This is a genomic window from Saccharopolyspora erythraea NRRL 2338, assembly GCF_000062885.1.
In the GTDB taxonomy this organism is placed as follows: Bacteria; Actinomycetota; Actinomycetes; order Mycobacteriales; family Pseudonocardiaceae; genus Saccharopolyspora_D; species Saccharopolyspora_D erythraea.
Window position 1 is genome coordinate 248033 of record NC_009142.1, and the last position, 21779, is coordinate 269811.

A 21779-nucleotide genomic window follows, 5' to 3' on the forward strand; every position below is an offset into this window, starting at 1 on the left:
ACCGGGACAGGAGTCGATGATGAGATCTCGCGGAATTCGATCACCAACGATCGATTTCCGGCGCGCCGCCACCGCCGTGGTCGGCGCGCTGGTGCTGACCGGATGCGCCGGTCAGCCCCAGCTGCCGGGCACCCCGCCCCCGCTGGTGATGGTGCCCGACACGATCGCGGCGCACGAGTTGGCCGCTCTCCCGGAATCCACCACGTTCGGCGATCTCGCCGCCGCCCCCTCGGACCCGGCACCCCAGTCGGAGACGACGGGTGTGGTGGTGCGTGTCAAGCAGGACCTGGCGGTGTACGACGCACCGCACGGCCGGGCTTTCGCCCGGCTGCCCGCGACCCAGCTCGCGAATCCGACCTGGGTCCCGGCCATCGCCGAGCGCGAGGGCTGGGCGCAGGTCCTGCTGCCCTCCCGGCCGAACGGCTCCACGGGATGGGTGTGGCTGGGCGGTCCGGAGCGGACCGAGAAGGCGCGGTCGCCCTACGTCGTCGACGTCGATGTCGACAAGCGGCGGCTGGTGCTCCGGGAGAACGGCGTCGAGACCGCCTCCTGGGACGTCAGCGTGGGCGCACCGGCTTCCCCGACCCCGCGCGGGCGCACCTTCATCATGGCCGCCATCGAGGAGACCGTGACCAGGTACAGCCCGATCATCCTGCCTCTCGGCACGCATTCGGAGACGTTCAGCACCTACGGCGGCGGCCCCGGAACGGTGGCGCTGCACGGTTGGCCGGACGCGTCGGTGTTCGGCCAGGACCGCAGCGACGGGTGCGTGCGGGTGCCCCCGGACGCACTACGGACGTTGACGTCGTTACCGCTGGGCACGCTCGTGCTCCTGCGGTGAACAACGAGAAATCCCCCTCCAAACCGGTAATCGAAGGAAGTGCACATGCATAAGCGATTCCTGCTCGGTGCGGTCGCCCTGAGCTCCGGGCTGCTGGCCACCGCGAGCCCGGCCCTCGCCGACAGCGTCGACAACGACGGAGTCAACGTCGCCAACGGCAACAACGTCAGCCTGCTGCCGATCCAGCTCTGCGGGAACGACATCGCGATCGTCGGGGCGGTCGTGGAGGCCTTGTCCACGACGGACACGAAGTGCGTGAACGCGCCGATCGTGGACCACCCGAGCCAGGAGACCGGCGACGTCAACGTGGTCGTGCCGCCCAAGCCCAAGCCGGAGCACGAGCACCACAAGCCCAAGCCCAAGCCCAAGCCGGAGTTCCCGTGCGCGGTCAAGCCCCCGTTCCTGCCGGGCCAGCTGCCCTGCGCACCGGCGGCTCCCGGCCCGGCCGCACCGGCCCCGGCCCCCAGTGCCGTGAGCCCGGTGTCGCAGGCCCAGCCGCAGGTCCAGGCCGCGGCGCTGCCGACCGCGCCTGCCCCTTCCGCGGTGCTCGGCCACGTCGCGGTGACCGGCTGACGCAGCATTGCTCGGGTGAAAAAGATCAGTCGCTCGATTCGATCTTCCACCCGAAGGGGCAGAATTCTGCTCCGTGGATGGCGTGATTTCCTTGCATGGCACTAAATTCGCGTGCTGCGTAGGTCACTGCGCGCTCCACGTGGCCGTTGTCGGATCAGGACGGCCACAACCCCCGCGGTGGTGTCCCGGCGAAGTACTCCCCCTCTCTTCGCCGGACACCACCGTGTGAGATCTCGCACTCCTCGCCCGTACCGGCGAGGAGCGGCCCCTTTCTCGCGGCGTAGCCTCCCCGCCCGGGGTCGCGGCATGGTCTGGCTGTCCTTGGTGCAACCAGGATCACTTGCGGCGGCCAGGAGCGAACGCGGCGAAAGAGACACCATGCCGGGCAACGGGCTACTGCGCACGAAGTCGATCGAGCGGTCGATTCGTGACACCGACGAACCCAACTCCAAGCTGAAGAAGTCGCTGGGCGCCTTCGACCTCACGGTCTTCGGCGTGGCGGTCGTCGTCGGTGCGGGCATCTTCAGCGTGGCGGCCAGCACGGCGGGCAACATGGCCGGGCCGTCGGTGTCGCTGGCGTTCATCATGGCCGCGGTCACCTGCGGGCTCGCGGCGCTCTGCTACGCCGAGTTCGCCTCCACCGTCCCGGTGGCCGGCAGCGCCTACACCTTCTCGTACGCGACTTTCGGCGAGCTGATCGCCTGGATCATCGGCTGGGACCTGGTGCTGGAGTTCGCCGTCGCCGCGTCGGTGATCTCCAAGAGCTGGTCCTCCTACCTGGCCGAGGTGCTGGGACTGGCCGGAGCCGACCTGTCGCCGGTCACCACCGTCGGACCGGTGACCGTGGACTGGGGCGCGATGTTCATCGCAGGCCTGATCACGGTGCTGCTCGTCGCGGGCACGAAGCTCTCGTCGCGGGTCAACCAGGTCATCACCGCGATCAAGGTGACCGTGGTGCTGGTGGTCATCGTCGTCGGCATCGGCTACGTCAACCCCAAGAACTACACGCCGTTCATCCCGCCGGCGGCGCCTTCGGCGGGCGCCGACGCCGGTGCCACCGGGCTCGACCAGTCGCTGCTGTCGTTGCTGTTCGGCGGCGCCGGGAGCACCTACGGCACGTTCGGTCTGCTCGCCGCCGCTTCGACGGTGTTCTTCGCGTTCATCGGCTTCGACATCGTGGCCACCGCGGCCGAGGAGACCCGCGATCCCAAGCGGGACATGCCCCGCGGCATCCTCGGCTCGCTGGTGATCGTGACGGTCCTCTACGTCGCGGTTTCGCTGGTGGTGACCGGCATGAGCCACTACACCACGCTCAAGGACCGCCCGGACGGCAGCTCGGCGACGCTGGCGACGGCGTTCGCCGACCACGGCGTCACGTGGGTCGCCGGGTTCATCTCGGTCGCCGCCATGATCGGCCTGATGACCGTGGTGATGGTGCTGATCATGGGCCAGAGCCGGGTGCTGTTCGCGATGTCGCGGGACGGGCTGCTGCCGAAGGCGGCGTCGAAGACCGGCGAGCGCGGCACGCCCGCCCGGGCGACCGCTTTCGTCGGCGTGGTCGTCGCCCTGGTCTCGGGCCTGTTCGACACCAACGTGCTGGCCGAGCTGGTCAACGTGGGCACGCTGTTCGCCTTCGCCATGGTGTCGGTCGGCGTCATCGTGCTGCGGCGGACCCGGCCGGACCTGGAACGCGGGTTCCGGACGCCCTTCGTGCCGGTGGTGCCGGTGCTCGCGGTGCTCGCCTGCCTGTGGCTGATGATCAACCTGACGGTGTTCACGTGGGTGTGGTTCTTCGTCTGGCTGGTGCTGGGGCTGGCGGTGTACTTCGCGTACGGGCGCAGGCATTCGGTTCTGGGCAGGCGCCAGGCGGAGGCCGGGCGCGAGGAGCAGCCGGTCGAGGCCGGCTGACGCGGGAGCTGAGGGTCGAGCCGGCGGCGGAACGCCGCGTGGATCGAGCCGGGGCCGCACTCCCGGCCCGATCCACGTCTCCGGCTCAGGCCAGGGCGAGTGCCTTGGCGATCTGGGTGGTCCGCTTCGCGGCGGTCTGCCAGTCGGTCTTCTCGGGCTCGAGGGTCAGCAGCACGACGATCTTGTCGCCGTCGTCGACGGTGCCGGTCGTGTGCATCGCCGGCCGCTTGAGGTCGATCTCCGGCGCGTCGTCCGGGTCCTCGCCGGGCGCGATCTGGCGGGCCCGCGCCACCTCGGGCGAGTTCAGCACGCGCGCGGTCGCCGCGGGGTCGTCGCTGGAGTCCCTGCATTCCTCGCCGGGCTCCGGGGCGGCACCGAATCCGGACCAGCCCTGCTTCACCGCGTCGGCGCCGGGGGCGCCGGCGAGCCCGAAGGACTGGTCGAAGCCGTCGTCGGCGCACGTGGTGTGCTTGCGCAGGTTGCCCATGATGAAGTCGCGGACCTCGGGCTCGGTGTCGTCGAGGACGTACCGGTAGGTCTTGGCGACGTCGGAGGCGCTGAGGGCCGTGTAGCCCCACATGCCTTCCTTCGCGGGCGGTCGGGTGTCGTCGAGATCGAGCTTGTCGGCCATCCGCTCGACGATCGCCTTCTGGCCGCCGCGCACCCAGAACGTGCTGGCGGCGGCGTCGTTGCTGGAGCGCAGCATCGGCTGCAGCAGGGCCTCGTCCTCCGCGGGGATCTCGGCTCCCGGTTCCAGACCCTCCAGGTAGTCCAGCGCGATGAGGAGCTTGACCACGGAAGCCGACCGGAACTGCTCGTGTTCGTTGCTCTGCAGGGTGGTCTCTCCGGACCGGGCGTCGACAACGGTGTATCCGAGCGTGATGCCCGGGTCGACCTGCGGTGCCTGTGGCGCGGAGAGTGCCGGTGTCGCAGCAATCACCAGACTCGCGGTCGCAGCCGCTAAACCGGTGACAGCACGCTTTGTTCTGTTCATGTGGTGCCCTGTCTTCTGTTCGCGTCGCCGACGTTCGTCACGACGGGAACGACGCTAGCAAGTGAAGATCATTTCAGGGCGTGATTCGGCAGGTCAGCCGCTTCGGTCAGATGCTCAGGTACGGACGATCGCGCGGGTGAGCTCGGTGACGCGCTTCGCCGCGGTGTCCCAGTCGGTGTCGTCGGGATGCAGGGTCAGGACCGCGATGACGGTGCCGTCGTCGGCCGTTGTGCCCGTGGTGTGCATGGCGGGCCGCTTCAGGTCGATGCCGTCGCCGGAGCCGGCGTCGGTGCGCGCCCTGCTCCCGAAGCCCGACCAGCCCTGCTTCACCGCGCCGGCGTCGGGCAGTGCGCTGGGCAGACCGAAGGACTGGTCGAAGCCGTCGTCGGCCCACTGCGTGTGGTTGCGCAGGTGGCCGAGCACGAACGCGCCGACGTCGTCCGGCGCGTCGTGCAGCAGGTGCAGGTAGATCCGGACGACGTCGGCCGCGCTGATGGCGGTGTATCCCCACATTCCCTCGTCCGCGGGCGGTTCGGTGTCCCGGAGGCCGAGCGCGGGCGCCATCCGATCGATGACCGCCCGCTGGCCCGCTCGTTCCCACAGCGTGCTCGCCGCGTCGTCGTTGCTGGCCCGCAGCATCGGTCCGAGCAGGGCGCGGTCGTCGTCGGGGATGTCCCCGCCCGGGCCGAGCTCGAGCAGGTGGTCCAGCGCGATGAGGATCTTGACGATCGAGGCGGACCGGAACCGCCGCCGCGGGTCCCGCTCGCTGAGCACCCGTCCCGAAGCGGCGTCGACGACCAGGTAGCCGGCGGAGATGTCGTCCATCGCAACCCCTCGATCGCGCGGGCACCGGCGCGCGTTCGCACGCCGGTGCCGATCGTCGTCCTGCGACTACCGACGATAGGACCGCGCGGCCGCGAGGAAGGTGTCGTTCTCCTCAGGTCGCCCGATCGTGACGCGGGCGCCTTCGCCGACGAACGCGCGGACCACGACGCGGTTGTCCAGGCAGTGCTCGTTGAACTCCTGGGTGCTTTCGCCGAGCGGGAGCCACACGAAGTTCGCCTGCGTCTCCGGGACCTCGTAGCCGAGCCCGAGCAGCTCGTCGCGCACCCGCCGGCGCTCGGACACGACGCTGTCGCAGCGTTCCTTGAGCTCGTCCTGCGCCTCCAGCGACGCCACCGCCGCGGCCTGCGCGACCGCGTTGACGCTGAAAGGGATGCACACCTTGCGCAGCGCCGCGGCGACGTGCTCCGGCGCGTAGGTGTAGCCGACGCGGAGCCCGGCCAGGCCGTAGGCCTTGGAGAAGGTCCGCATCGACGCGACGTTCTCGCGGGCGCGGGCGACCTCGACGCCGTCGGGAGCCTCGGGGTCGGATACGAACTCCCAGTAGGCCTCGTCGAGCACCACGAGTACGTCCGAGGGAACCCGGTCCAGGAACGCCTCCAGCTCGGCGCGGCGCACGAGGGGGCCGGTGGGGTTGTTGGGCGAGCAGACGAAGACCAGGCGGGTCCTGGAGGTGATGGCCGAGGCCATCGCGTCGAGGTCCAGCGCGTGCTCGCCGGTCAGCGGTACCGGGATCTGCCTCGCGCCCACGACGCGCGTGATGATCGGGTACGCCTCGAACGACCGCCACGGGTAGACGACCTCGTCCTCGGCCGAGCAGGTCGCCTGGACGAGCTGCTCGCACAGGGCGACCGAGCCGCATCCCACGGCGAGCCGCTCGGGCGCGACGTGCAGCTTGTCCGCGAGGGCCTCGGTCAGCTTGGTCGCACCCATGTCGGGGTAGCGGTGCACCTCCGCGGCGGCCCGGGTGATGGTCTCCACGACGCTGGGCAGCGGACCGGCGGAGACCTCGTTGCTGGCGAGCTTGATCGAGCCCGGGACGGTGCGACCTGCCACGTACGCCGGGAGCTGATCGAGATCGGCGCGGGTGCGAACGGTCATTCGTGACTCCTTGCTTGCGGGCGGAGATGGCGCTCGGCCGAACCTAGCGCGCCGGCCGCCGGGGTTGAAACGCATTGTCGCCTGCTCGCCGATCCGACGTGGGCTCCAGTCGGAAGGCCGACGACGTGCACGGATGACCGGCCCCCCGACCGCTTCGCTCCGGTCTCGGCGACCTGGCGGCCTTCGCCGTCCGCCATGTCTGTCGCTGGAATCGCGGAATGCGCGGTTCGCGAGTCATCCTCCCCGCCCAGAATCTCGATCTGCGCGGTGTTCGAGGCGGGGCCGATTGGGTGGATTTCGCCGCGGTGTGCGACACGGCCGAACCGAGCGGTTCGACGCCGTCCAAGCGCTCGTGGGTCCTTGCGGAAGCGGGTCGGGTGGAGATCCGCGGGAAGACGTCCGCGCACGTGGTTGCGGTCGGCCAACCAAGTCCGCCGCCTTTTCCGCGGTCAGGTGGCCGCCCTTCGCGGCCTGGTCGAGAACGCTCCGGAACCGCTTGTCGCAGAGGGCAAAATCACTCGCCCGTCTGGTTGATCACGTTGACTTGCGTTCACCCCGGCGTGGTTACCTGCACGGTATGACCCAAACCCGGACCGAGACGCTCGCGCTCACCGACGGCACCGAACTCAGGCTCACCGTGGCCGAGCCGGACAACGTCGTACGCGGTGGACTGGTCGTCCTGCACGAGGCCCGCGGCGTCACGGACCGGGTGCGCCACCTGGTCAGCTCGCTGGCCGAGGAGGGCTGGCTCACCGTCGCCCCGCACCTCTACCACCGCGACGGCACCGACGAGCTCGACGAGCAGCACACCGCCGAGCACGTGATCGACCAGGTCCAGCGCCTCTCCGGCGAGTCGATCCTGGCCGACACCGACGCCGCCTTCGTCTGGCTCGCAGACCAGGGCGTGCACCCGGACCACCTGGGCGTGGTCGGCTTCGACATCGGCGGCACCGCGGCGCTGGTCGTGGCGGCCAGCCGCCGCCTCGGCGCCGCCGTGACCGTCGGCGGTCCCGGCATCCTGGACCCGCTGTCGGACGCGCTGCCCGCGCTGGTCGAGATCGCCGGCGAGCTGACCTGCCCGTGGCTCGGCCTCTACGGCGCGGGCGACGAGGACATCGCGGTCGAGGAGGTCGACAAGCTGCGCGAGGCCGCCGAGAGCGCCGGGGTGGCCACCGACGTCGTCTGCTTCGACGACACCGACCACCGCTTCGACGACGACGCCGAGGCCGCCTCCGAGGCGTGGCAGCGCACCCGGAACTGGTTCGACCTGCACCTGCGCTGATCGAGTGTCCGATAATCGGATGTGTTGGTGTTCGCTATGGCCGCGGGGGGCGGTTGTGGGTTAGGAACGTCCCATGACTTCAAGCACCACTCCTGAGCTGCTGTGGCAGCCGAGCCCGGCGCGGATCGCGGAGAGCCGGATGGCTGCCTTTCGAGCGTGGCTGCGCACTGAGCGAGACCTCGATCTGTCCGATTATCGGGCGCTCTGGGAGTGGTCGGTCGCCGACCTCGAAGGTTTCTGGGGTGCGCTGGCGGACTTCTTCGACGTCGCTTACCACGACCGGCCGCAGCGCGTTCTGGCCGAGGAGGTCATGCCCGGCGCGCGCTGGTTCCCGGGCGCGACGCTGAACTACGCCGAGCAGGCGCTGCGCGGCGGCGCGGGCAAGGCCGACGACGACCTGGCCGTCATCTTCGCCCGCGAGGACGGACGCGGTGAGGAGATCACCTTCGGCGAGCTGAGGGCACGGGTCGCCGCCGCGCGTGCTGGGCTGGTCGAGCTCGGTGTCGAGCGCGGCGACCGGGTCGCGGCGCTCGCGCCGAACTCGCCGGAGACCCTGGTCGCCTTCCTGGCGGCGGCGAGCCTGGGCGCGACCTGGTCGTCGTGCTCGCCGGACTTCGGCCTGCGGGCGGTCGCCGACCGGTTCGTGCAGATCGAGCCGAAGGTGCTCATCGCGGTCAACGGCTACGTCTACGGCGGCCGGTCCTTCGACGTCCGCTCCACCGTCGACGAGCTGCGCGAGGCCATCCCCGGCTCCCCGGCGACGGTGCTGGTCGACTACCTGGGCAACGGGGCCGACCTGCCCGGCTGCGTCGGCTGGGACGACCTGCTGGAGCGGCACCGCGGCGCCGAGCTCGCGTTCGACGCGGTGCCCTTCGACCACCCGCTGTGGGTGCTGTACTCCTCGGGCACCACCGGCCTGCCCAAGGGCATCGTGCACGGCCACGGCGGCATGACCCTCGAGCACCTGAAGGCCGTCGGGCTGCACTGCGACCTCGGGCCGGGGGACCGGTTCTTCTGGTTCACCACGACCGGCTGGATGATGTGGAACTTCCTGGTCGGCGGGCTGCTGACCGGTACCACGATCGTGCTGTTCGACGGCAGCCCGGCCCATCCGGACCTCAGCGCGCTGTGGCGGCTGGCGGAGCGCTACCGGGTCAACTACTTCGGCACCTCCGCGCCCTACATCCAGACCTGCCTGAAGCGGGAGCTGCGGCCGAAGGAGGACTACGACCTCTCGGCGCTGCGCACCGTCGGGTCCACCGGCGCGCCGCTGACCACCGACGGCTTCCGCTGGATCGCCGACGCGGTCGGCGAGGACGTGCAGATCGCCAGCATCTCCGGCGGCACCGACATGTGCACGGCCTTCGTCGGGGCCTCGCCGGACGAGCCGGTGTACCTCGGCGAGATCTCCTGCCGCATGCTCGGGGCGGCGGTCGCCGCCTACGACGAGCACGGCCGGGAGCTGCACGAGGAGGTCGGCGAGCTGGTGGTGACCAAGCCGATGCCGACCATGCCGGTGTTCTTCTGGAACGACCCGGACGGCTCGCGGCTGCGGGACGCCTACTTCGACACCTACCCGGGTGTCTGGCGCCACGGCGACTGGGTGCGCATCACCGACCGGGACACCCTGGTGATCTACGGGCGCAGCGACTCCACCCTGAACCGGGGCGGCATCCGGATGGGCACCGCGGAGTTCTACCGGGTCGTGGAGGGCTTCGACGAGGTCACCGACTCCCTGGTGATCGACACCTCCGGTGCGGGCGAGACCGACGGCGAGCTGCTGTGCTTCCTCGTCCTGGCCGAGGGGGTCGCCCTGGAGGACGTGCAGCCGAAGCTCAAGGAGGCCCTGCGCGGCCAGCTCTCGCCCCGGCACGTGCCGAACCGGTTCATCGTCGTGGGGGAGATCCCGCACACGCTCAACGGCAAGAAGCTGGAGGTGCCGGTGAAGAAGATCCTCGCCGGCGCCGACCCGGAGCGGGCCGTCAGCCGTGACGCCCTGCAGAACCCGGACGCCCTGACCCCGTTCGTGCAGATCAGCAGGCATTCCGGAGCCTGAGCGGTGGGTCCCGGGAGGGCCCCGCCTGGGCCTCCCGGGACCCCTAAGCGACCCCCCTGTGTCGGGCCGTTCGGGGGTTGTGTAGTCTTTTCTCCGGTGGCCGAGAGAGGACTACCGGGAGGCTTCGCCTAGTCTGGTCTATGGCGCCGCACTGCTAATGCGGTTGGGGGTTACGCCCCCTCCCGGGTTCAAATCCCGGAGCCTCCGCAGCGGTTCCCGCCCCGGCGGGGATCCAAAAATGAACATGCGCCCGTAGCTCAACGGATAGAGCATCTGACTACGGATCAGAAGGTTTGGGGTTCGAATCCCTACGGGCGCGCGTCTGGTCGAGACAGCTGGTAACCCCCTCTAGCAGGGGGTTTCCTGCTTTTCAGGGCCTGCTCCGGACGGCGGTCGGGTTCCCCGGTGATGACGGCGTCGGGTTCCCGGGCTGGCGGTTGATCGCCGACGGTCGCGGTGGGCATGGCTCATCGCTGGACCCGGCCGAGGGCCCCTTCGCCGCTGGGGACCGGCAGCGGTTCGGGTGTTTCCGCTGATCAGGGCGGGTCTTCGAACAGTTATCGTACGGACCTCGTACTTGAGGGTGGTTCAGCTCATACTGATCACGTGGTCGACGAGTTGCAGCGGGAGTACGTGCAAGTCCGCGATCTGCTTGGCCTCCTCAAGCAACGGCTGGTGCGCCTGCCGGTGAGCCAGCAGTGGAGCGGATCGATGCAGCGGCTCGCGCGCGAGCTGAGCGATCAACTCGAGCACGCCGTGGCCCAGGCGCGAGAACCGGACGAGGACCAGTTGCGCTTCAACGCCAGGCCGCCCCGGCTGCGTTAGAGCCCGGGCCACAGAGCGAGACTCTCGTCGTCGCCGCGCTGCCAAGGCTGAGCGGCGGGCTGGCGCGGGGCGGTGCGAGCGGATGAGCTGACCATCCACGTCGGCGTGGTCACCCCGGCCACGGGCGAGATCGACGTGCTGAGCCTGATCGCAGCCCGAGGTCGTCGCACGGGCACGGGCACGGGCAATGGAGCAGGACCGATTCCACGCCTGCGTCCAACGATGAGAAGAAGAATGAATCACAGTGCGATAACCAAATTTGCCCATTCTGGTTGTTTGATCGAAAGCAACTGGGAAAAACCGCTGGTGTTCACGGATTTGCGACCAGCATTCGCCTTTTGCCGCCGCCGTCGCACGAGTAACGGGCGGAGGGCGGAACGGGATTAACCCGTCCGGTGGATCACCACGATGCCGTGGCTACACCGCGCGACGCTCTGCGATCGCTGGCCGGGTTCTGCAACGACCGACCGGATCGCGCCACGCCGCCTTCCCCGGCCGGTGGTGTGCGCCGGTCAGATCGGAGTGACGTGGGCTGTACCCACGCCGAGAGTTGTCCTCTCTTCCCGTTCCTCAAGGCCAGCCTGCGCGGCTGGCGCGAGCACTACTGCGACAGCGAGGACCGCTGGCTCGAATGCGCCCGGTACCAGGTGGCCCGCACGGGCCAGCATGTGCCGATCTCGCTGCTCCCGAACGGGCGCGACGCCCACTACCTGGCGATGGCCGCCGAGGAGTCCAGGACGGCCGTGACCGAGCCGGTGCGCGCCTCCGACCTTGGCCGCGCACACCAGCATGAACGCGCGGCGCATGAACGCGCGGCGCGACCCGAACCCAGGTCGACCGAGACCACGGAGCAGTTCGGCGCCGTGGCGCAGCCGAAGCCGCCACCGCGGTCCCCGGAGGAACCGCCGTCCGAACCACGAGAACCCGCTCGGCGGCGCAAGCCCGAGAAGCGGGGCTGGTGGAGGCGGCTCGCCGACTGGATGAGAGGTCCCGCATGAGCAACTACTGGCCCTGGTGGGCGGGAGCCGTCGGCCTCGCGCTCGTCACCATCAACTACACCCTCATCACCGACCGGTCCTTGGGTGTGTCGTCGGCGTGGGACCGCGTCCTGCACTGGCGCGCCGAACGACGTCACGAACGGCATGAGGCCCGGTTCGCCGACGAAGGTGCGCTCGCCGATGCGCTGGCCGCGGCCACCGCCGAGGAGTTCGGCGATCGCTCCTCGACCCAGGATCGCGGAGACGACGTGAGGGCGCAGTACGTCGGATCCTCGGCCGTCGAGGCGACCTCGGCCGCGAGCATGCGCCCGGTGCCCGTGGTGACCCAGGCCGCACTGCTGCTGGCGATCTTCGCCGGCGGATGGGTGGCGGCGGTGACCGCCGGCCGGTTCGAGGTCCGCTTCGACATGGGCGCCGGGTTCCGCGATCTCGTCACCGCGGACCCGAACGCCATGATCGGCTTGCTGTTCGCCGGAGGGCTGCTGGTCGGCTTCGGAACCCGCCTCGCGGGAGGGTGCAGCTCCGGCCACGGACTCAGCGGCTGCGGCAGGCTGCGCCCGGTGAGCCTCGTCGCGACCGCCGTGTTCTTCGGCACCGCCGTGCTGGTGTCGTTCCTGCTGTGGAAGGTGGTCTGATGCGCACCCGGGGCGCTGTTCTCGTCGCCAACGTCATCACCGGTCTGGCCCTCGGCTTCACCGTCACCAACATCGGGTTCGGCGACTACGCCGAGCTGAACCGCATGTTCACCTTCCAGGACCCGCGCATGCTGTTCGCCTTCGCCGGCGCGGTCGGGATCATCGTCGTGGTCTTCGCCGTGGTGGGTGCCCGTCGCACCCCCGGACGCATCCACGCCGGCGTCGTCCCCGGCGGCATCATGTTCGGCACCGGCTGGGCGATCTCGGGTGGCTGCCCCGCCATTCCGATCATCCAGGTCGCCAGCGGTTACTTGCCCGCCCTGGTCACGATCGCGGGTGTCATGGTCGGCATGTGGCTGTGCCGCTGGGCCAACGCCAGGCTCTTCCACCTCGACCGCGGTTCCTGCGGGCTGTAGCGGTCGCGCAGCTCGACGAAGGCCCCCGCGGCGCCCCGACGGCCGCGGGGGCCTTCGGCATCCGGAAGCCCTCGATCGCCCGCCGGTGATGGAGGGCGCGACATCACGAGTCGGTGTACGAATCTTCGCCCGCACGCTCCGGGGGCCTTGAATGGGGCGATGGGACTCCTCCAGAACAAACCGCAAGACCTCGCAGCCAAGGCCAAGCAGGCTTACGACGACGGGCGGCAGCGCTTCGCGGTGCGCCTGCTCGACCTGCCTTCGGCCAAGGACGACGAGGTGGACTCCTGGTCGCGGCACATCGAGGCGATCGAGGCGGCCGGGTGGATCGTCGACCACTTCTCCACCGTGCCCAGCGACCGGGGCTGGAACCACGGCTACGTGTTGTTCATGCGCCGCTGAAACTCGCGCTCCAGAAGCGCGCAGCGACCATGGAACCCAGCGCGACCACCAGGTACCTCCGAAAGGCTCAAGACCGCGGGCCGGGCGGCGGCATAGGTTGGACCAAATCGTGCTCAGCTGCGGGAGGTAGACCATGACCAAACGGCTCGCCGACCTGTTCCGGCTCGACGGACGCACCGCGGTCGTCGTCGGCGGAGGCAGCGGGCTCGGCCGCTCCAGCGCGCTGGGGCTGGCCGAGTTCGGTGCCGACGTCGTCGTCGCCGACCTCGACCGGGACAGCGCCGAGGGGACCGTCGCGGCGATCGGGGAGCTCGGGCACAAGGCGTCCTGGCGGGAGCTCGACATCCGCGACGGCGATGCCATCCGCGAGTTGGCCGACGAGCAGGACGAGACCGCGGTGCTGGTCATCACCCCGGGCGTCAACGTGCGCAAACGCCTGCTCGACACCGTCGACGACGAGTTCGACCGCGTCGTGGAGCTCAACCTCAAGGGCACCTACCGGCTGGTGCGGGACTTCGGCAGGAACATGGCGCGGCGCGGCGGTGGCAGCATCATCACCTTCGCGAGCTTTCGCGCCGACGTCGTGGAGCCCGGCCAGGGGATCTACGCGGCGAGCAAGGCCGGGGTCGTGCAGCTCTCCCGAGCGCTGGCGGCAGAGCTGGGGCCGCAGGGCGTGCGGGTCAACGCGGTGGCGCCCGGGCCGTTCGAGACGCCGCTGACCGAGCAGATCAAGTCCGACGAGCGCTGGTACGGGGCGTATGCGCAGAAGACCGCGCTGAAGCGCTGGGGCGCGGCCGACGAGATCGCCGGGGCCGTGGTCTACCTGGCCTCGGACGCGGCGTCCTACGTCACCGGCACCGTGCAGTACGTGGAAGGCGGCTGGACGGCGATCGACGGGCGCTTCGACCCCGCCCTGTGACCGGGAAACGGAAAGCCCCGCCGCGCTTTCGCGGCGGGGCTTTCCGGATCCGAGCAGGTTCAGCTGATGTTCGCGATGTTCATCGTCGGGGTCTCGGTGTTCTCGACGCTGAACCAGTCCCAGGTCCAGTCGTGGTTGTTGCAAGCCTTGACGTTGCAGACCGCCGAGTCGCCGTGGGCGGCCGCGAAGCCGGCGAATCCGAGGGCCAGCGGAACGGTCATGGCGCCGACGATGACCGCACGAGACAGAGAGCGCATGATGCCTGCCTTCCTTCATCGGGATGGTTTGTTCCGGAGCGTCCGAAACGATGTTGCATCACCTTTCTAGCGGGGGAGGGACGGCGCCGCAGGTTCGAAACGATGCTCTTCACCATAAGGTGTCAGGACGGCTGGCCTGAATGTGCACGAATGGTGATGTGATTACCGCGCGTCCGCTATTTCACGTCTCTGGGTCCCTCCGTTGTGGACCGTCAACAGGCGTTCTGGGCTGCGCAAACGCACTGCGGGTAGCACTTTCCGGGGACTCTCGAGCCGCCACGATCGTGAGTCCGCAGGTCACCCCGGGGTGAACCCGGGAAATGCAACGCGGTTTCCGGTGGCGATTTGTCGATAAGTCGCGAAAATGCGTTTCGCCGTCAGCCGGCGCTCACGTCTATCGCCGTTCCGCCGGTGATCCGGAGCAGTTCGCCGAACGAAGTGGGGAACATGCGGTGCTTGGTGCCCGCGCCGGCCCAGACCGTCGGGTAGTTCTCCAGGTGGCGGTCGACCAGGGTGCGGATCGGCTCCGGGTGCCCGACCGGTCCGACGCCGCCGACCGGCTGCCCCGTGGCGGCGAGCACGAACTCCGGTGTGGCACGGCGGATCCGGCCGAGGCCGAGCGTGCGCGACACGTGTCTGGTGTCCACCCGGTGCGCGCCGCTGGTGATGATCAGCAGCGGTTCCTCGCCGACGTCGAACACCAGGCTGTTGCCGATGGCGCCGACCTCGCAGCCGAGCAGTTCGGCCGCCGCGGCGGCGGTCGGCACCTCGGTCTCGAACTCGACCACCTCCCCGGTTGCTCCCAGGCGGCGCAGGTGGGCGGAGAAGTCGTCGACGGCGTTGGTCATGCGCGGCAGGTTCGCGCAGGTCGTCCGCTCGGCGCAACCGAGTTCGAGCGGTTCCGTGACGCGCGTCACGGGTCGTAACGCCGCGGCCCGGCCGGCCGAAATGCCGGGTGCGGCCAGTCGGCCGTTGTTGTGCTGACACCGAGAACGGGTCTGGTCCTCTTCGACCGTCCGCAGTTGCAGGGTCATCCCCAACCGAACATCCGCCGGCCGATTCCGGCGTCCGGGTGTCCCGCGCTGCCACCGGCAGCCGTGGTGGGTGGCCGGGAATCGGCTTGGCACCAAGGCGAACCGCTCCACGGCCTGCGCACGGCCGCTCGCGCGGTCCGTCCTGCCCTGCCCCGCCCGACCCCGCCCGCGGACATGTCCGTCCCGGTGCGCAGACCCTTGAGAGACGCCCATGCCGTTGCGGCTGCTGGTGCTCGCTGTCGGCACCTTCGTCATCAACACCGGTTCCTACCTCGTGGCCGGTGTGCTGCCCTCGATCGCCGGTGCCGTCGGTGTGCCGGTCACCACCGCGGGGCAGCTGATCACCATGCACGCGCTGACCTACGCGGTGAGCGCGCCGGTTCTGTCCACATTGGCCGGACGCTGGGAGCGCAGGCGGCTGCTGTGGGTCTCGCTGGGGCTGTTCGTGCTCGGCAACATCGCCACCGCGGTCGCGCCCGACTTCGCCTCGCTCACCGCCGCCCGGGTGCTGGGAGCCCTGGGGGCGAGCATGTTCACCCCGACCGCCGTGGTCATCGCGGCGGACCTGGTCCCGCTGGACCGGCGCGGTCGCGCGGTGTCGATGGTCCTCAGTGGACTGACGCTGGCCACCGTCGTCGGCGTCCCGATGGGCGTGCTGCTGGAAGGGATGCTCGGCTACCGCGGGCTGTTCTGGATCGTGGCCCTGCTCGGCGTCCTGGCCTCGGTGGCGCTGCTGGCGCTGCCCCGGGTGCCCGCGCCGCCCGCGGCCCGGTTCGGCGAGCGGCTGTCGGTCCTGCGCGACCGGACGGTGGTGTGGGTGCTGGCGGTCTCGCTGCTCGGCTCGCTGGCCGACTTCGCCGCCTACACCTACGCCTCGCCGATGCTGTCGGCGCTGACCGGCGCCGGTGCGGGGACGCTCGGTGCGCTGCTGTTCGTCTACGGCGTGGCGGGTGCGACGGGCAACGCGGTCGTCGGCCGGATCACCGACCGGTTCGGCTCCGGAGTCGGCATCGCCGGCTCGCTGCTCGCGCTGGCCGCCGGCCTGGCGCTGCTTCCGCTGGCCGGTTCGGCGACCTGGGCGGTCGCCGGGCTGCTGGTGCTGTGGGGCCTCGGCGGCTGGGGCATCATGCCCGCGATCCAGCACCGGCTGATCAACCTGACGCCGGCGAGCGCGGCGGTGGTGATCGCGTTCAACTCCTCCGCGCTCTACCTCGGCATGGGGCTCGGCGGCATCACCGGAGGCGCGGTCGCGGCGGCGTGGGGCTGGGCCGCGCTCGGGCCGGCGTCGGCGGTGGTCTCGGTGCTGGCGCTGGTGCTGTTCTGGCGCCTGCCCGCGCCCGCCGCGCGGGCCGCCGTCCCCGAGCGGGCACGTCCCGAGGACGTGCCGGTGGGCGCCTCCGGGTGAGGGTGCTCCTCACCCGGAGGCGCTCCGCCCCGCGTCCCCACGCGGCGTGTCCGTTCGCGCGGAAAGTCAGCCTTTCGAGGCAACCATTCGGCGGTTGGTGCGTCTAAAGGAGTGGCCGGGGGACTGCGGGCTGCCGTTGCTGCTCAGGCGCTGGGGGTGAGCAGCAACGGCAGCTTCCGCACGCCGGTGGTGGTCGGCGCGGGCAGGAACGTGGGCCCCTCGTCCGGATCGGTGCGCAGGTGCGGGAACCGGTCCAGCAGGATGTTCAGCGCGACCTTGCCCTCCAGCCGGGCCAGCGGCGCCCCGACGCAGAAGTGGATGCCGCGCCCGAAGGCGATCTGCGGGTTCGGGTCGCGGGTGACGTCGAAGACGTCGGGATCGGCGAACTGCCGGGGGTCGCGGTTGGCCGCGGCGATCCACAGCATCAGCATCTGGTCCTGCGGGATGGTCTGCCCACCCACCTCGACCTCGCGCTGGGTGACCCTGCCGAGCACGGCGAACGGGCTGAAGAACCGCAGCGACTCCTCGATCGCCGACGGCACGAGCGACCGGTCGGCGCGGACCGCGTCGCGCTGCCGCGGGTGCGTGTCCAGGCAGAGCACCGTGTTGCCCAGCAGCATGGTCGTGGTGATGTGCCCGGCGAGCAGCAGGATGTTGGCGAAGTTGACGACCTCGGTGTCGCTGAGCCGGTGGCCGTCGACCTCGGCCTGCACGAGCTTGGTCAGCAGGTCCTCACGCGGCGCCCGCCGCCGCTCGGCCGCGTGCTCGCCCAGGTAGTCGGTCAGGTGCTTGACCTGGGCGATCGCCTCCTCAACCTGCTGGACCTGCTCGTCGCTCTCGTCGACGAGGGAGAACTGCTGGTCGCGTTGCAGCAGGGCGTCGACCCACTTCTTGAACAGGTGGCGGTCGCTGCCGGGCACTCCCAGCAGCTCGGCGATGACGATCACGGGTAACGGGTAGGCCAGGTCCTCGACCATCTCCATCCGGTCGCCGACGTCGTCGAGCAGCTCGTTGGCCAGGTCGGCGATGCGCGGCGCGAGGTCGGCCACCACCTTCGGGGTGAAGGCGTGGCTGACCAGCTTGCGGAGCTTGGTGTGCTCCGGCGGGTCCATCTGCAGCAGGCTGCCCTCGGAGAGCGCCGAGGTGCGTTCGGCGACCTTGGCGGGCATGAGCCGCGTGGTGTCCGACGAGAAGGTGCGCGGATCGCTGAGGACGTGCTGGATCTCCGGGTACCCGTAGACGTTCCACATGCCGGTCGCGGCGTCGTAGTCGACGGTCCGCTCGGGACGCCGGCCGCGCAGCCAGAACTGCGACGCGGGGATGCCCCAGGTGTCGGCGGGGATGGACATGGCGGTGCCTCCGGTCTGCGGGCGACGACCTCAGCCGTGCTCGCGCGTCGGGTCGTGGGAGTAGATCCGCTCGCGGTAGTGCGCGAGCAGGTCGCGGAGCATGGTGCTGATCTCGGTCGCGGTGCTGACCACGGTGGCGCGGTCGGGACCCTCCGCCGGCTCGAAGGAGGCGCGGACGGTGTGGGCGACGATCTCGCCCCGGAGCTCGAGGTCGGACGGCACGCTCGGGTCGAAGCGGTCGATCAGGTAGTGCCCGAGCATCGACGCCGACACCGCGTAGGAGAGGTGGGGCATGTCGAGCAGGAACCCGCGCTCGGCCATCAGCGCGAAGTAGCGTTCGTTGACCACCGACTCCAGGCTGCCGGTGAGGCTGTCCCGCAGGTCGCCGAGCACCTCGGTGTCGCGGAGCAACATCGCGTGGAGGATCGGGTCGCGCATCGTGATCACGAAGGCCGTGCGGAGGAACCGGTGCGGCCGGATCTCCTCCGGGCTGGTCTCCAGACGCTCCAGGATCTGCTCGGTGAGCGCGATGGACGCGCGGTGGAGCAGCGCCCGGAACAGCGTCTCCTTGCTGCGCCAGTGCAGGTACACGGTGCCCTTGCCGATTCCGGCCTGCCGGGCGACGTCCTCGATGGTCACCTTGCGGTAGCCGAGGCGCAGCATCAGCTCCGCGGCGGCGTCGAGGATGCGGTCGGCGCGGTCGGTGTTCCTGACCTCGGCTTTGGGCACTTGCCCTCCTGTTCGGGTCGTCTGGATGGGTAGTGGGTCGTGTCGCAGTGACCTTATGACCAGATTTGAAATCTGGTCATCCGGTCATTCGAACGGTATACCCGATCGGGTCGGGTGACAACGGGCTTGCGTCACCCGGTGGTGCGGATTGATCGCTTCGGCGGGGCGGGAGCAGCGAGGCCTGGTTACTTTTGGCCGGTAGTCGATTTCGCCGCCCGGCCCAGGGCTGGCGGGTGGGACCGGGGGTTCGGCCGTCCCGCTCGGTAGTGGCCGGAGCGGATCATGGAGGGGCCGCCTCTCGCACAGGGCGGCCCCTCTGTCTGTCCGGGGGACGGCGGAGGAAATGGTTGGCGCAGCGGTGCTGGTCCCGCACCGCGATCGGCTGACGCCGCTTGTGAAACAGCCCGGCCGCTCGGCTCCGTGGTGCCGGTCAGGGCACCTCGACGGTCGCCGCGTCCTCGTCCAGCGCGACCACGCGGCCCCCGCGGGCGCCGACGTCGCGCAGCCGGTCCAGTGCGCCCTTCTCGTCCAGCCGGACCCGCAGGCTGCGCGGCTCGGGTGCTGCCTCCAGTGCCCGGCGGGCCTCGTGGCCGGCATCCACAGTGGACTTCAGCGAGCCGGTGGAGGCCAGCGAGCCGCGGGCGGCACCCAGCCTGCCGAGCGCGTCGTCGACCGCGTCGAGCAGCGCGACCCGGTTGCCCTCGGTCATCGCGCGCACCAGGTCCGGCGCGCTGCCCGCGACCCTCGTGCCGTCGCGGAACGACCCGGCCGCCAGCGACAGCGCGAGCGGGCCGCCGTCGGCTCCCACCGCAGCGAGCACCGCGGCGAACACGTGCGGCAGGTGCGAGACGCGGGCGACCGCGGAGTCGTGCTCGGCCGCCGAGCACGGCACGACTCGCGCCCCGCAGTCCACGGCCAGTGCGGCGGCCTCCCGCCAGGCCGGCGCCGTCGTGCCGTCCTCGATGGTCACCGCCCACGAGGCGCCGCTGAACAGCTCGGCCGACCCGGCCCGCCAGCCCGACTCGGCCAGGCCCGCCATCGGGTGGCCCCCGGCGTACTTCGCGCCCGGCAGCAGGCTGCGGACCTCGGCCTCGACCGGGTCCTTCACGCTCACCACGTCGGTCAGCCATGCCTCCGGCGCGTGCCAGGCGACCTGGCGCAGCACCTCGCGGACCGCCGTCAGCGGCGTGGCGACCACCACGAGCGCGTCCTCCGCGGCGGCCCTGCGCAGCGCGTCCTCCGCGCTGTCCTCGACGGCGAAGCCCTCCGCCCGCGCCGCGTCGGCGTCCGGCCGCGAGGCGGTCGCGCCCCACGCCGGGCGTCCGGCGGCGGAGGCGGCCCGCAGCACCGAGCCGCCGATCAGTCCGAGTCCGATGACGCATACGGCACGCATGGCGACCATCCTGCCGGAGCCGCCGCCGGCGGGCCCACGTACCCGGATGAGCGGGAATCCGAGCCCGGAAGGTTACGAGCGCGCAATAGTGCTTTCGGGTGGCGTTCGCACCCTCTACGGTGTCCTCATGACGGACCAGGAGCCGGTCGCGGGCTTCGCCGTTGCCGTGGTGCGTGAGGACGGCCGGTGGCGGTGCAGCGCGATGGACAGCTCGGTGCTGGCGGGGCTCGACACCGCGATCACGGAACTGCGCGGGTTGCGATCCACCGGCGCGGTGTTCGGCATGTGCAATGTGGACGACGAGTTCTTCGTCCTCATCCGGCCGGTGCCCGGCGGCGTCGACCTGCTGCTGTCCGACGCGGCGGCGGCGCTGGACTACGACATCGCCGCCGACGTCCTCGACCTGCTGCGCATCGACCCGCCCGACGAGGACGACGACGAGGTGTGGCCGGAGGGCAACCTGGCCATCCTGTCCGACATCGGGCTGCCCGAGGGCGAGCTCCTGGTGATCATCGAGGAGGTCGACCTGTACCCGGACGAGCAGCTGGAGATGATCGCCCAGCGCTGCGGGTTCGGGGAGCAGTTCGCCGGCCTGATGGAGAAGCTGGACCAGTGACCGCCGCCGGTGCCCGCGACACCGAGCTGGTGCGGGCCGCGCTGGAGGTCGCGCCCGGCGCTCTGTCCACTGGGGATGTTCCGATCGGCGCGGTCGTCGCAGGCCCCGACGGGCGGGTGCTCGCCCGCGACCACAACCGCCGCGAGGCCCTGCACGACCCGACCGCCCACGCCGAGATCCTCGCGCTGCGGGCCGCCGCCGGGGTGCTCGGCGACGGGTGGCGGCTGGAGGGCTGCACGCTCGCGGTGACCGTCGAGCCTTGCACGATGTGCGCGGGCGCGCTGGTGCTGGCCCGGGTCGAACGGGTCGTCTTCGGGTGCTGGGAGCCGCGGACCGGCGCGGTGGGCTCACTCTGGGACGTGGTTCGCGACCGGCGGCTCAACCACCGCCCGGAGGTCGTGGGCGGGGTGCTCGAGGCGGAGTGCTCGGCGCTGCTGGAGGCCTTCTTCCACGGCCAGCGCTGACCCGCTCGGTGATCTTCGGGCGCCCCGGACAAGGGCCTTGCGGGGGCCGCGCATTCCACCGGTTCGGGTGGCCTGTCCCGGCCGTCATCCGATGCCCGGCCTGTGACGATGGATCCGCCCCGCCGGCGCGAGCGGGGCGGATCCATCGCACTTCGGGGGTTGGCGTGGAACCGACGGATGCTGTGCTGGCCGCCCGGGCGGCGGCGGGCGACGAGCAGGCGTTCGCGGTCTTCGTCCGTCGCCATTCGGATGGCGTGTTCGCGCTCGCGCTGCGCATGCTGGGCGACCGGGTGGAGGCCGAGGACGTCGTGCAGGACGTCTTCGTGACCGTCTGGCGGCGGGTCGGCGAGCTCGCCGACTTCGGCGCGGCCCGCGCGTGGCTGTTCCAGATCGCGCGCAGGCAGTGCCTGATCGTCCTTCGCCGGAAGCGCATCCGGCGGACCTACCCGGTGGGCTCGGTCCCGGAGCACCGGCCCGCGGTGGGGGCCGCGCGCGGGGTGGCGGACCCGCAGCGGATGGCCGAGGCCGGCGCGGGGGTCTGCGCGCTCGGCCGCGCGCTGGCCGGACTGCCGACGCGGCAGCGCGACGTGTGGCTGCTGGCCGAGGTCGACGGGCTGTCCTATGTGGAGATCGGGCAGCGCGTCGGGGCGGGGGAGGAGGCGGTGCGCGGCCGGCTGTCGCGGGCCCGCGCCACCCTGGCCGACGCGATGCGGGCCTGGCGCTGATCAGGCGGGGTGGC

The 21779-nt window shown here is 70.8% G+C and carries 23 protein-coding genes and 2 tRNA genes; 17 read left to right on the forward strand and 8 right to left on the reverse strand.

The genetic code is table 11. The features are described from left to right. Positions 1-19 precede the first annotated feature (19 nt). The 3 genes from SACE_RS01025 to SACE_RS01035 all read left to right on the forward strand — a co-directional run bounded on the left by SACE_RS01025 (position 20) and on the right by SACE_RS01035 (position 3322). Positions 20-841 carry a L,D-transpeptidase gene (locus tag SACE_RS01025; RefSeq protein WP_231849900.1) on the forward strand — a complete coding sequence of 274 codons (822 nt, stop codon included), beginning with the start codon at positions 20-22 and terminating at the stop codon, positions 839-841. A 45-nt stretch (positions 842-886) separates the two neighbouring features. Next, complete coding sequence (locus SACE_RS39645; RefSeq protein ID WP_009944901.1) at positions 887-1414, forward strand: hypothetical protein; 528 nt, start codon at positions 887-889, stop codon at positions 1412-1414. A 378-nt stretch (positions 1415-1792) separates the two neighbouring features. After that, positions 1793-3322, forward strand: a complete 1530-nt coding sequence (locus SACE_RS01035; protein ID WP_009944900.1) for an amino acid permease — start codon at positions 1793-1795, stop codon at positions 3320-3322. An 85-nt stretch (positions 3323-3407) separates the two neighbouring features. Here the strand turns inward: SACE_RS01035 and SACE_RS01040 are convergent, their stop codons facing one another. From SACE_RS01040 to hisC, 3 genes are all read right to left on the reverse strand, one after another. Next, positions 3408-4262 carry a D-alanyl-D-alanine carboxypeptidase family protein gene (locus SACE_RS01040; RefSeq protein WP_009944899.1) on the reverse strand — a complete coding sequence of 285 codons (855 nt, stop codon included), beginning with the start codon at positions 4260-4262 and terminating at the stop codon, positions 3408-3410. A gap of 168 nt (positions 4263-4430) precedes the next feature. Continuing rightward, entirely contained in the window at positions 4431-5141 is a 711-nt protein-coding gene (locus tag SACE_RS01045; RefSeq protein ID WP_009944898.1) for a serine hydrolase family protein, read from the reverse strand. Between the two features lie 66 nt (positions 5142-5207). Next, positions 5208-6260 carry a histidinol-phosphate transaminase gene (gene hisC / locus SACE_RS01050; RefSeq protein ID WP_009944897.1) on the reverse strand — a complete coding sequence of 351 codons (1053 nt, stop codon included), beginning with the start codon at positions 6258-6260 and terminating at the stop codon, positions 5208-5210. Positions 6261-6837: 577 nt separating this feature from the next. On the opposite strand from hisC, the gene SACE_RS01055 reads away from it, so the two are divergent. From SACE_RS01055 to SACE_RS01105, 10 genes are all read left to right on the forward strand, one after another. Next, positions 6838-7542, forward strand: coding sequence for a dienelactone hydrolase family protein (locus SACE_RS01055; protein ID WP_009944896.1), 705 nt, complete (start codon positions 6838-6840; stop codon positions 7540-7542). 73 nt (positions 7543-7615) lie between these two features. Further along, positions 7616-9598, forward strand: a complete 1983-nt coding sequence (locus tag SACE_RS01060) for an acetoacetate--CoA ligase (RefSeq protein ID WP_009944894.1) — start codon at positions 7616-7618, stop codon at positions 9596-9598. Positions 9599-9715: 117 nt separating this feature from the next. Further along, positions 9716-9805: transfer RNA gene (locus SACE_RS01065), tRNA-Ser, on the forward strand. Between the two features lie 39 nt (positions 9806-9844). After that, positions 9845-9917: transfer RNA gene (locus tag SACE_RS01070), tRNA-Arg, on the forward strand. Between the two features lie 287 nt (positions 9918-10204). Next, entirely contained in the window at positions 10205-10423 is a 219-nt protein-coding gene (locus SACE_RS37315) for a hypothetical protein (protein WP_009944893.1), read from the forward strand. Positions 10424-10950: 527 nt separating this feature from the next. Then, entirely contained in the window at positions 10951-11421 is a 471-nt protein-coding gene (locus SACE_RS01085) for a hypothetical protein (protein WP_009944892.1), read from the forward strand. Then, a complete protein-coding gene (locus tag SACE_RS01090) occupies positions 11418-12056 on the forward strand; it encodes a YeeE/YedE family protein (RefSeq protein WP_009944891.1) in 639 nt (212 codons plus the stop codon). The genes SACE_RS01085 and SACE_RS01090 overlap by 4 nt, the downstream gene beginning before the upstream one ends. Further along, on the forward strand, positions 12056-12472 hold the full coding sequence (locus tag SACE_RS01095; protein WP_009944890.1) for a YeeE/YedE thiosulfate transporter family protein: 417 nt from the start codon (positions 12056-12058) through the stop codon (positions 12470-12472). Before SACE_RS01090 ends, SACE_RS01095 begins: the two co-directional genes overlap by 1 nt. 159 nt (positions 12473-12631) lie before the next feature. Next, positions 12632-12874 (forward strand): hypothetical protein, encoded by a 243-nt coding sequence (locus SACE_RS01100; protein WP_009944887.1) that lies wholly within the window; start codon positions 12632-12634, stop codon positions 12872-12874. A gap of 133 nt (positions 12875-13007) precedes the next feature. Further along, complete coding sequence (locus tag SACE_RS01105) at positions 13008-13793, forward strand: SDR family NAD(P)-dependent oxidoreductase (protein WP_009944886.1); 786 nt, start codon at positions 13008-13010, stop codon at positions 13791-13793. 59 nt (positions 13794-13852) lie between these two features. Here SACE_RS01105 and SACE_RS01110 read toward each other — a convergent pair whose 3' ends face one another. Together SACE_RS01110 and SACE_RS01115 are read right to left on the reverse strand one after the other, a co-directional pair. Then, positions 13853-14014 carry a hypothetical protein gene (locus tag SACE_RS01110; RefSeq protein WP_231849901.1) on the reverse strand — a complete coding sequence of 54 codons (162 nt, stop codon included), beginning with the start codon at positions 14012-14014 and terminating at the stop codon, positions 13853-13855. Between the two features lie 413 nt (positions 14015-14427). After that, complete coding sequence (locus SACE_RS01115) at positions 14428-14898, reverse strand: YbaK/EbsC family protein (protein WP_011872978.1); 471 nt, start codon at positions 14896-14898, stop codon at positions 14428-14430. Between the two features lie 397 nt (positions 14899-15295). Here SACE_RS01115 and SACE_RS01120 point away from each other — a divergent pair, with 397 nt between their 5' ends. Continuing rightward, a complete protein-coding gene (locus SACE_RS01120) occupies positions 15296-16489 on the forward strand; it encodes an MFS transporter (RefSeq protein WP_009944882.1) in 1194 nt (397 codons plus the stop codon). A gap of 143 nt (positions 16490-16632) precedes the next feature. Here the strand turns inward: SACE_RS01120 and SACE_RS01125 are convergent, their stop codons facing one another. The 3 genes from SACE_RS01125 to SACE_RS01135 form a co-directional block, all read right to left on the reverse strand. Then, a complete protein-coding gene (locus tag SACE_RS01125; protein WP_009944881.1) occupies positions 16633-17838 on the reverse strand; it encodes a cytochrome P450 in 1206 nt (401 codons plus the stop codon). A 30-nt stretch (positions 17839-17868) separates the two neighbouring features. Continuing rightward, complete coding sequence (locus SACE_RS01130; protein WP_009944879.1) at positions 17869-18567, reverse strand: TetR/AcrR family transcriptional regulator; 699 nt, start codon at positions 18565-18567, stop codon at positions 17869-17871. Positions 18568-18997: 430 nt separating this feature from the next. Then, positions 18998-19960 (reverse strand): prephenate dehydrogenase, encoded by a 963-nt coding sequence (locus SACE_RS01135; RefSeq protein ID WP_009944877.1) that lies wholly within the window; start codon positions 19958-19960, stop codon positions 18998-19000. 127 nt (positions 19961-20087) lie between these two features. Here SACE_RS01135 and SACE_RS01140 point away from each other — a divergent pair, with 127 nt between their 5' ends. From SACE_RS01140 to SACE_RS01150, 3 genes are all read left to right on the forward strand, one after another. Beyond that, positions 20088-20576, forward strand: coding sequence for a tRNA adenosine deaminase-associated protein (locus SACE_RS01140; protein WP_021341246.1), 489 nt, complete (start codon positions 20088-20090; stop codon positions 20574-20576). After that, entirely contained in the window at positions 20573-21040 is a 468-nt protein-coding gene (locus tag SACE_RS01145) for a nucleoside deaminase (RefSeq protein ID WP_009944875.1), read from the forward strand. The genes SACE_RS01140 and SACE_RS01145 overlap by 4 nt, the downstream gene beginning before the upstream one ends. Before the next feature lie 164 nt (positions 21041-21204). After that, positions 21205-21765 (forward strand): RNA polymerase sigma factor, encoded by a 561-nt coding sequence (locus SACE_RS01150; protein ID WP_029621486.1) that lies wholly within the window; start codon positions 21205-21207, stop codon positions 21763-21765. Positions 21766-21779: the final 14 nt, after the last annotated feature.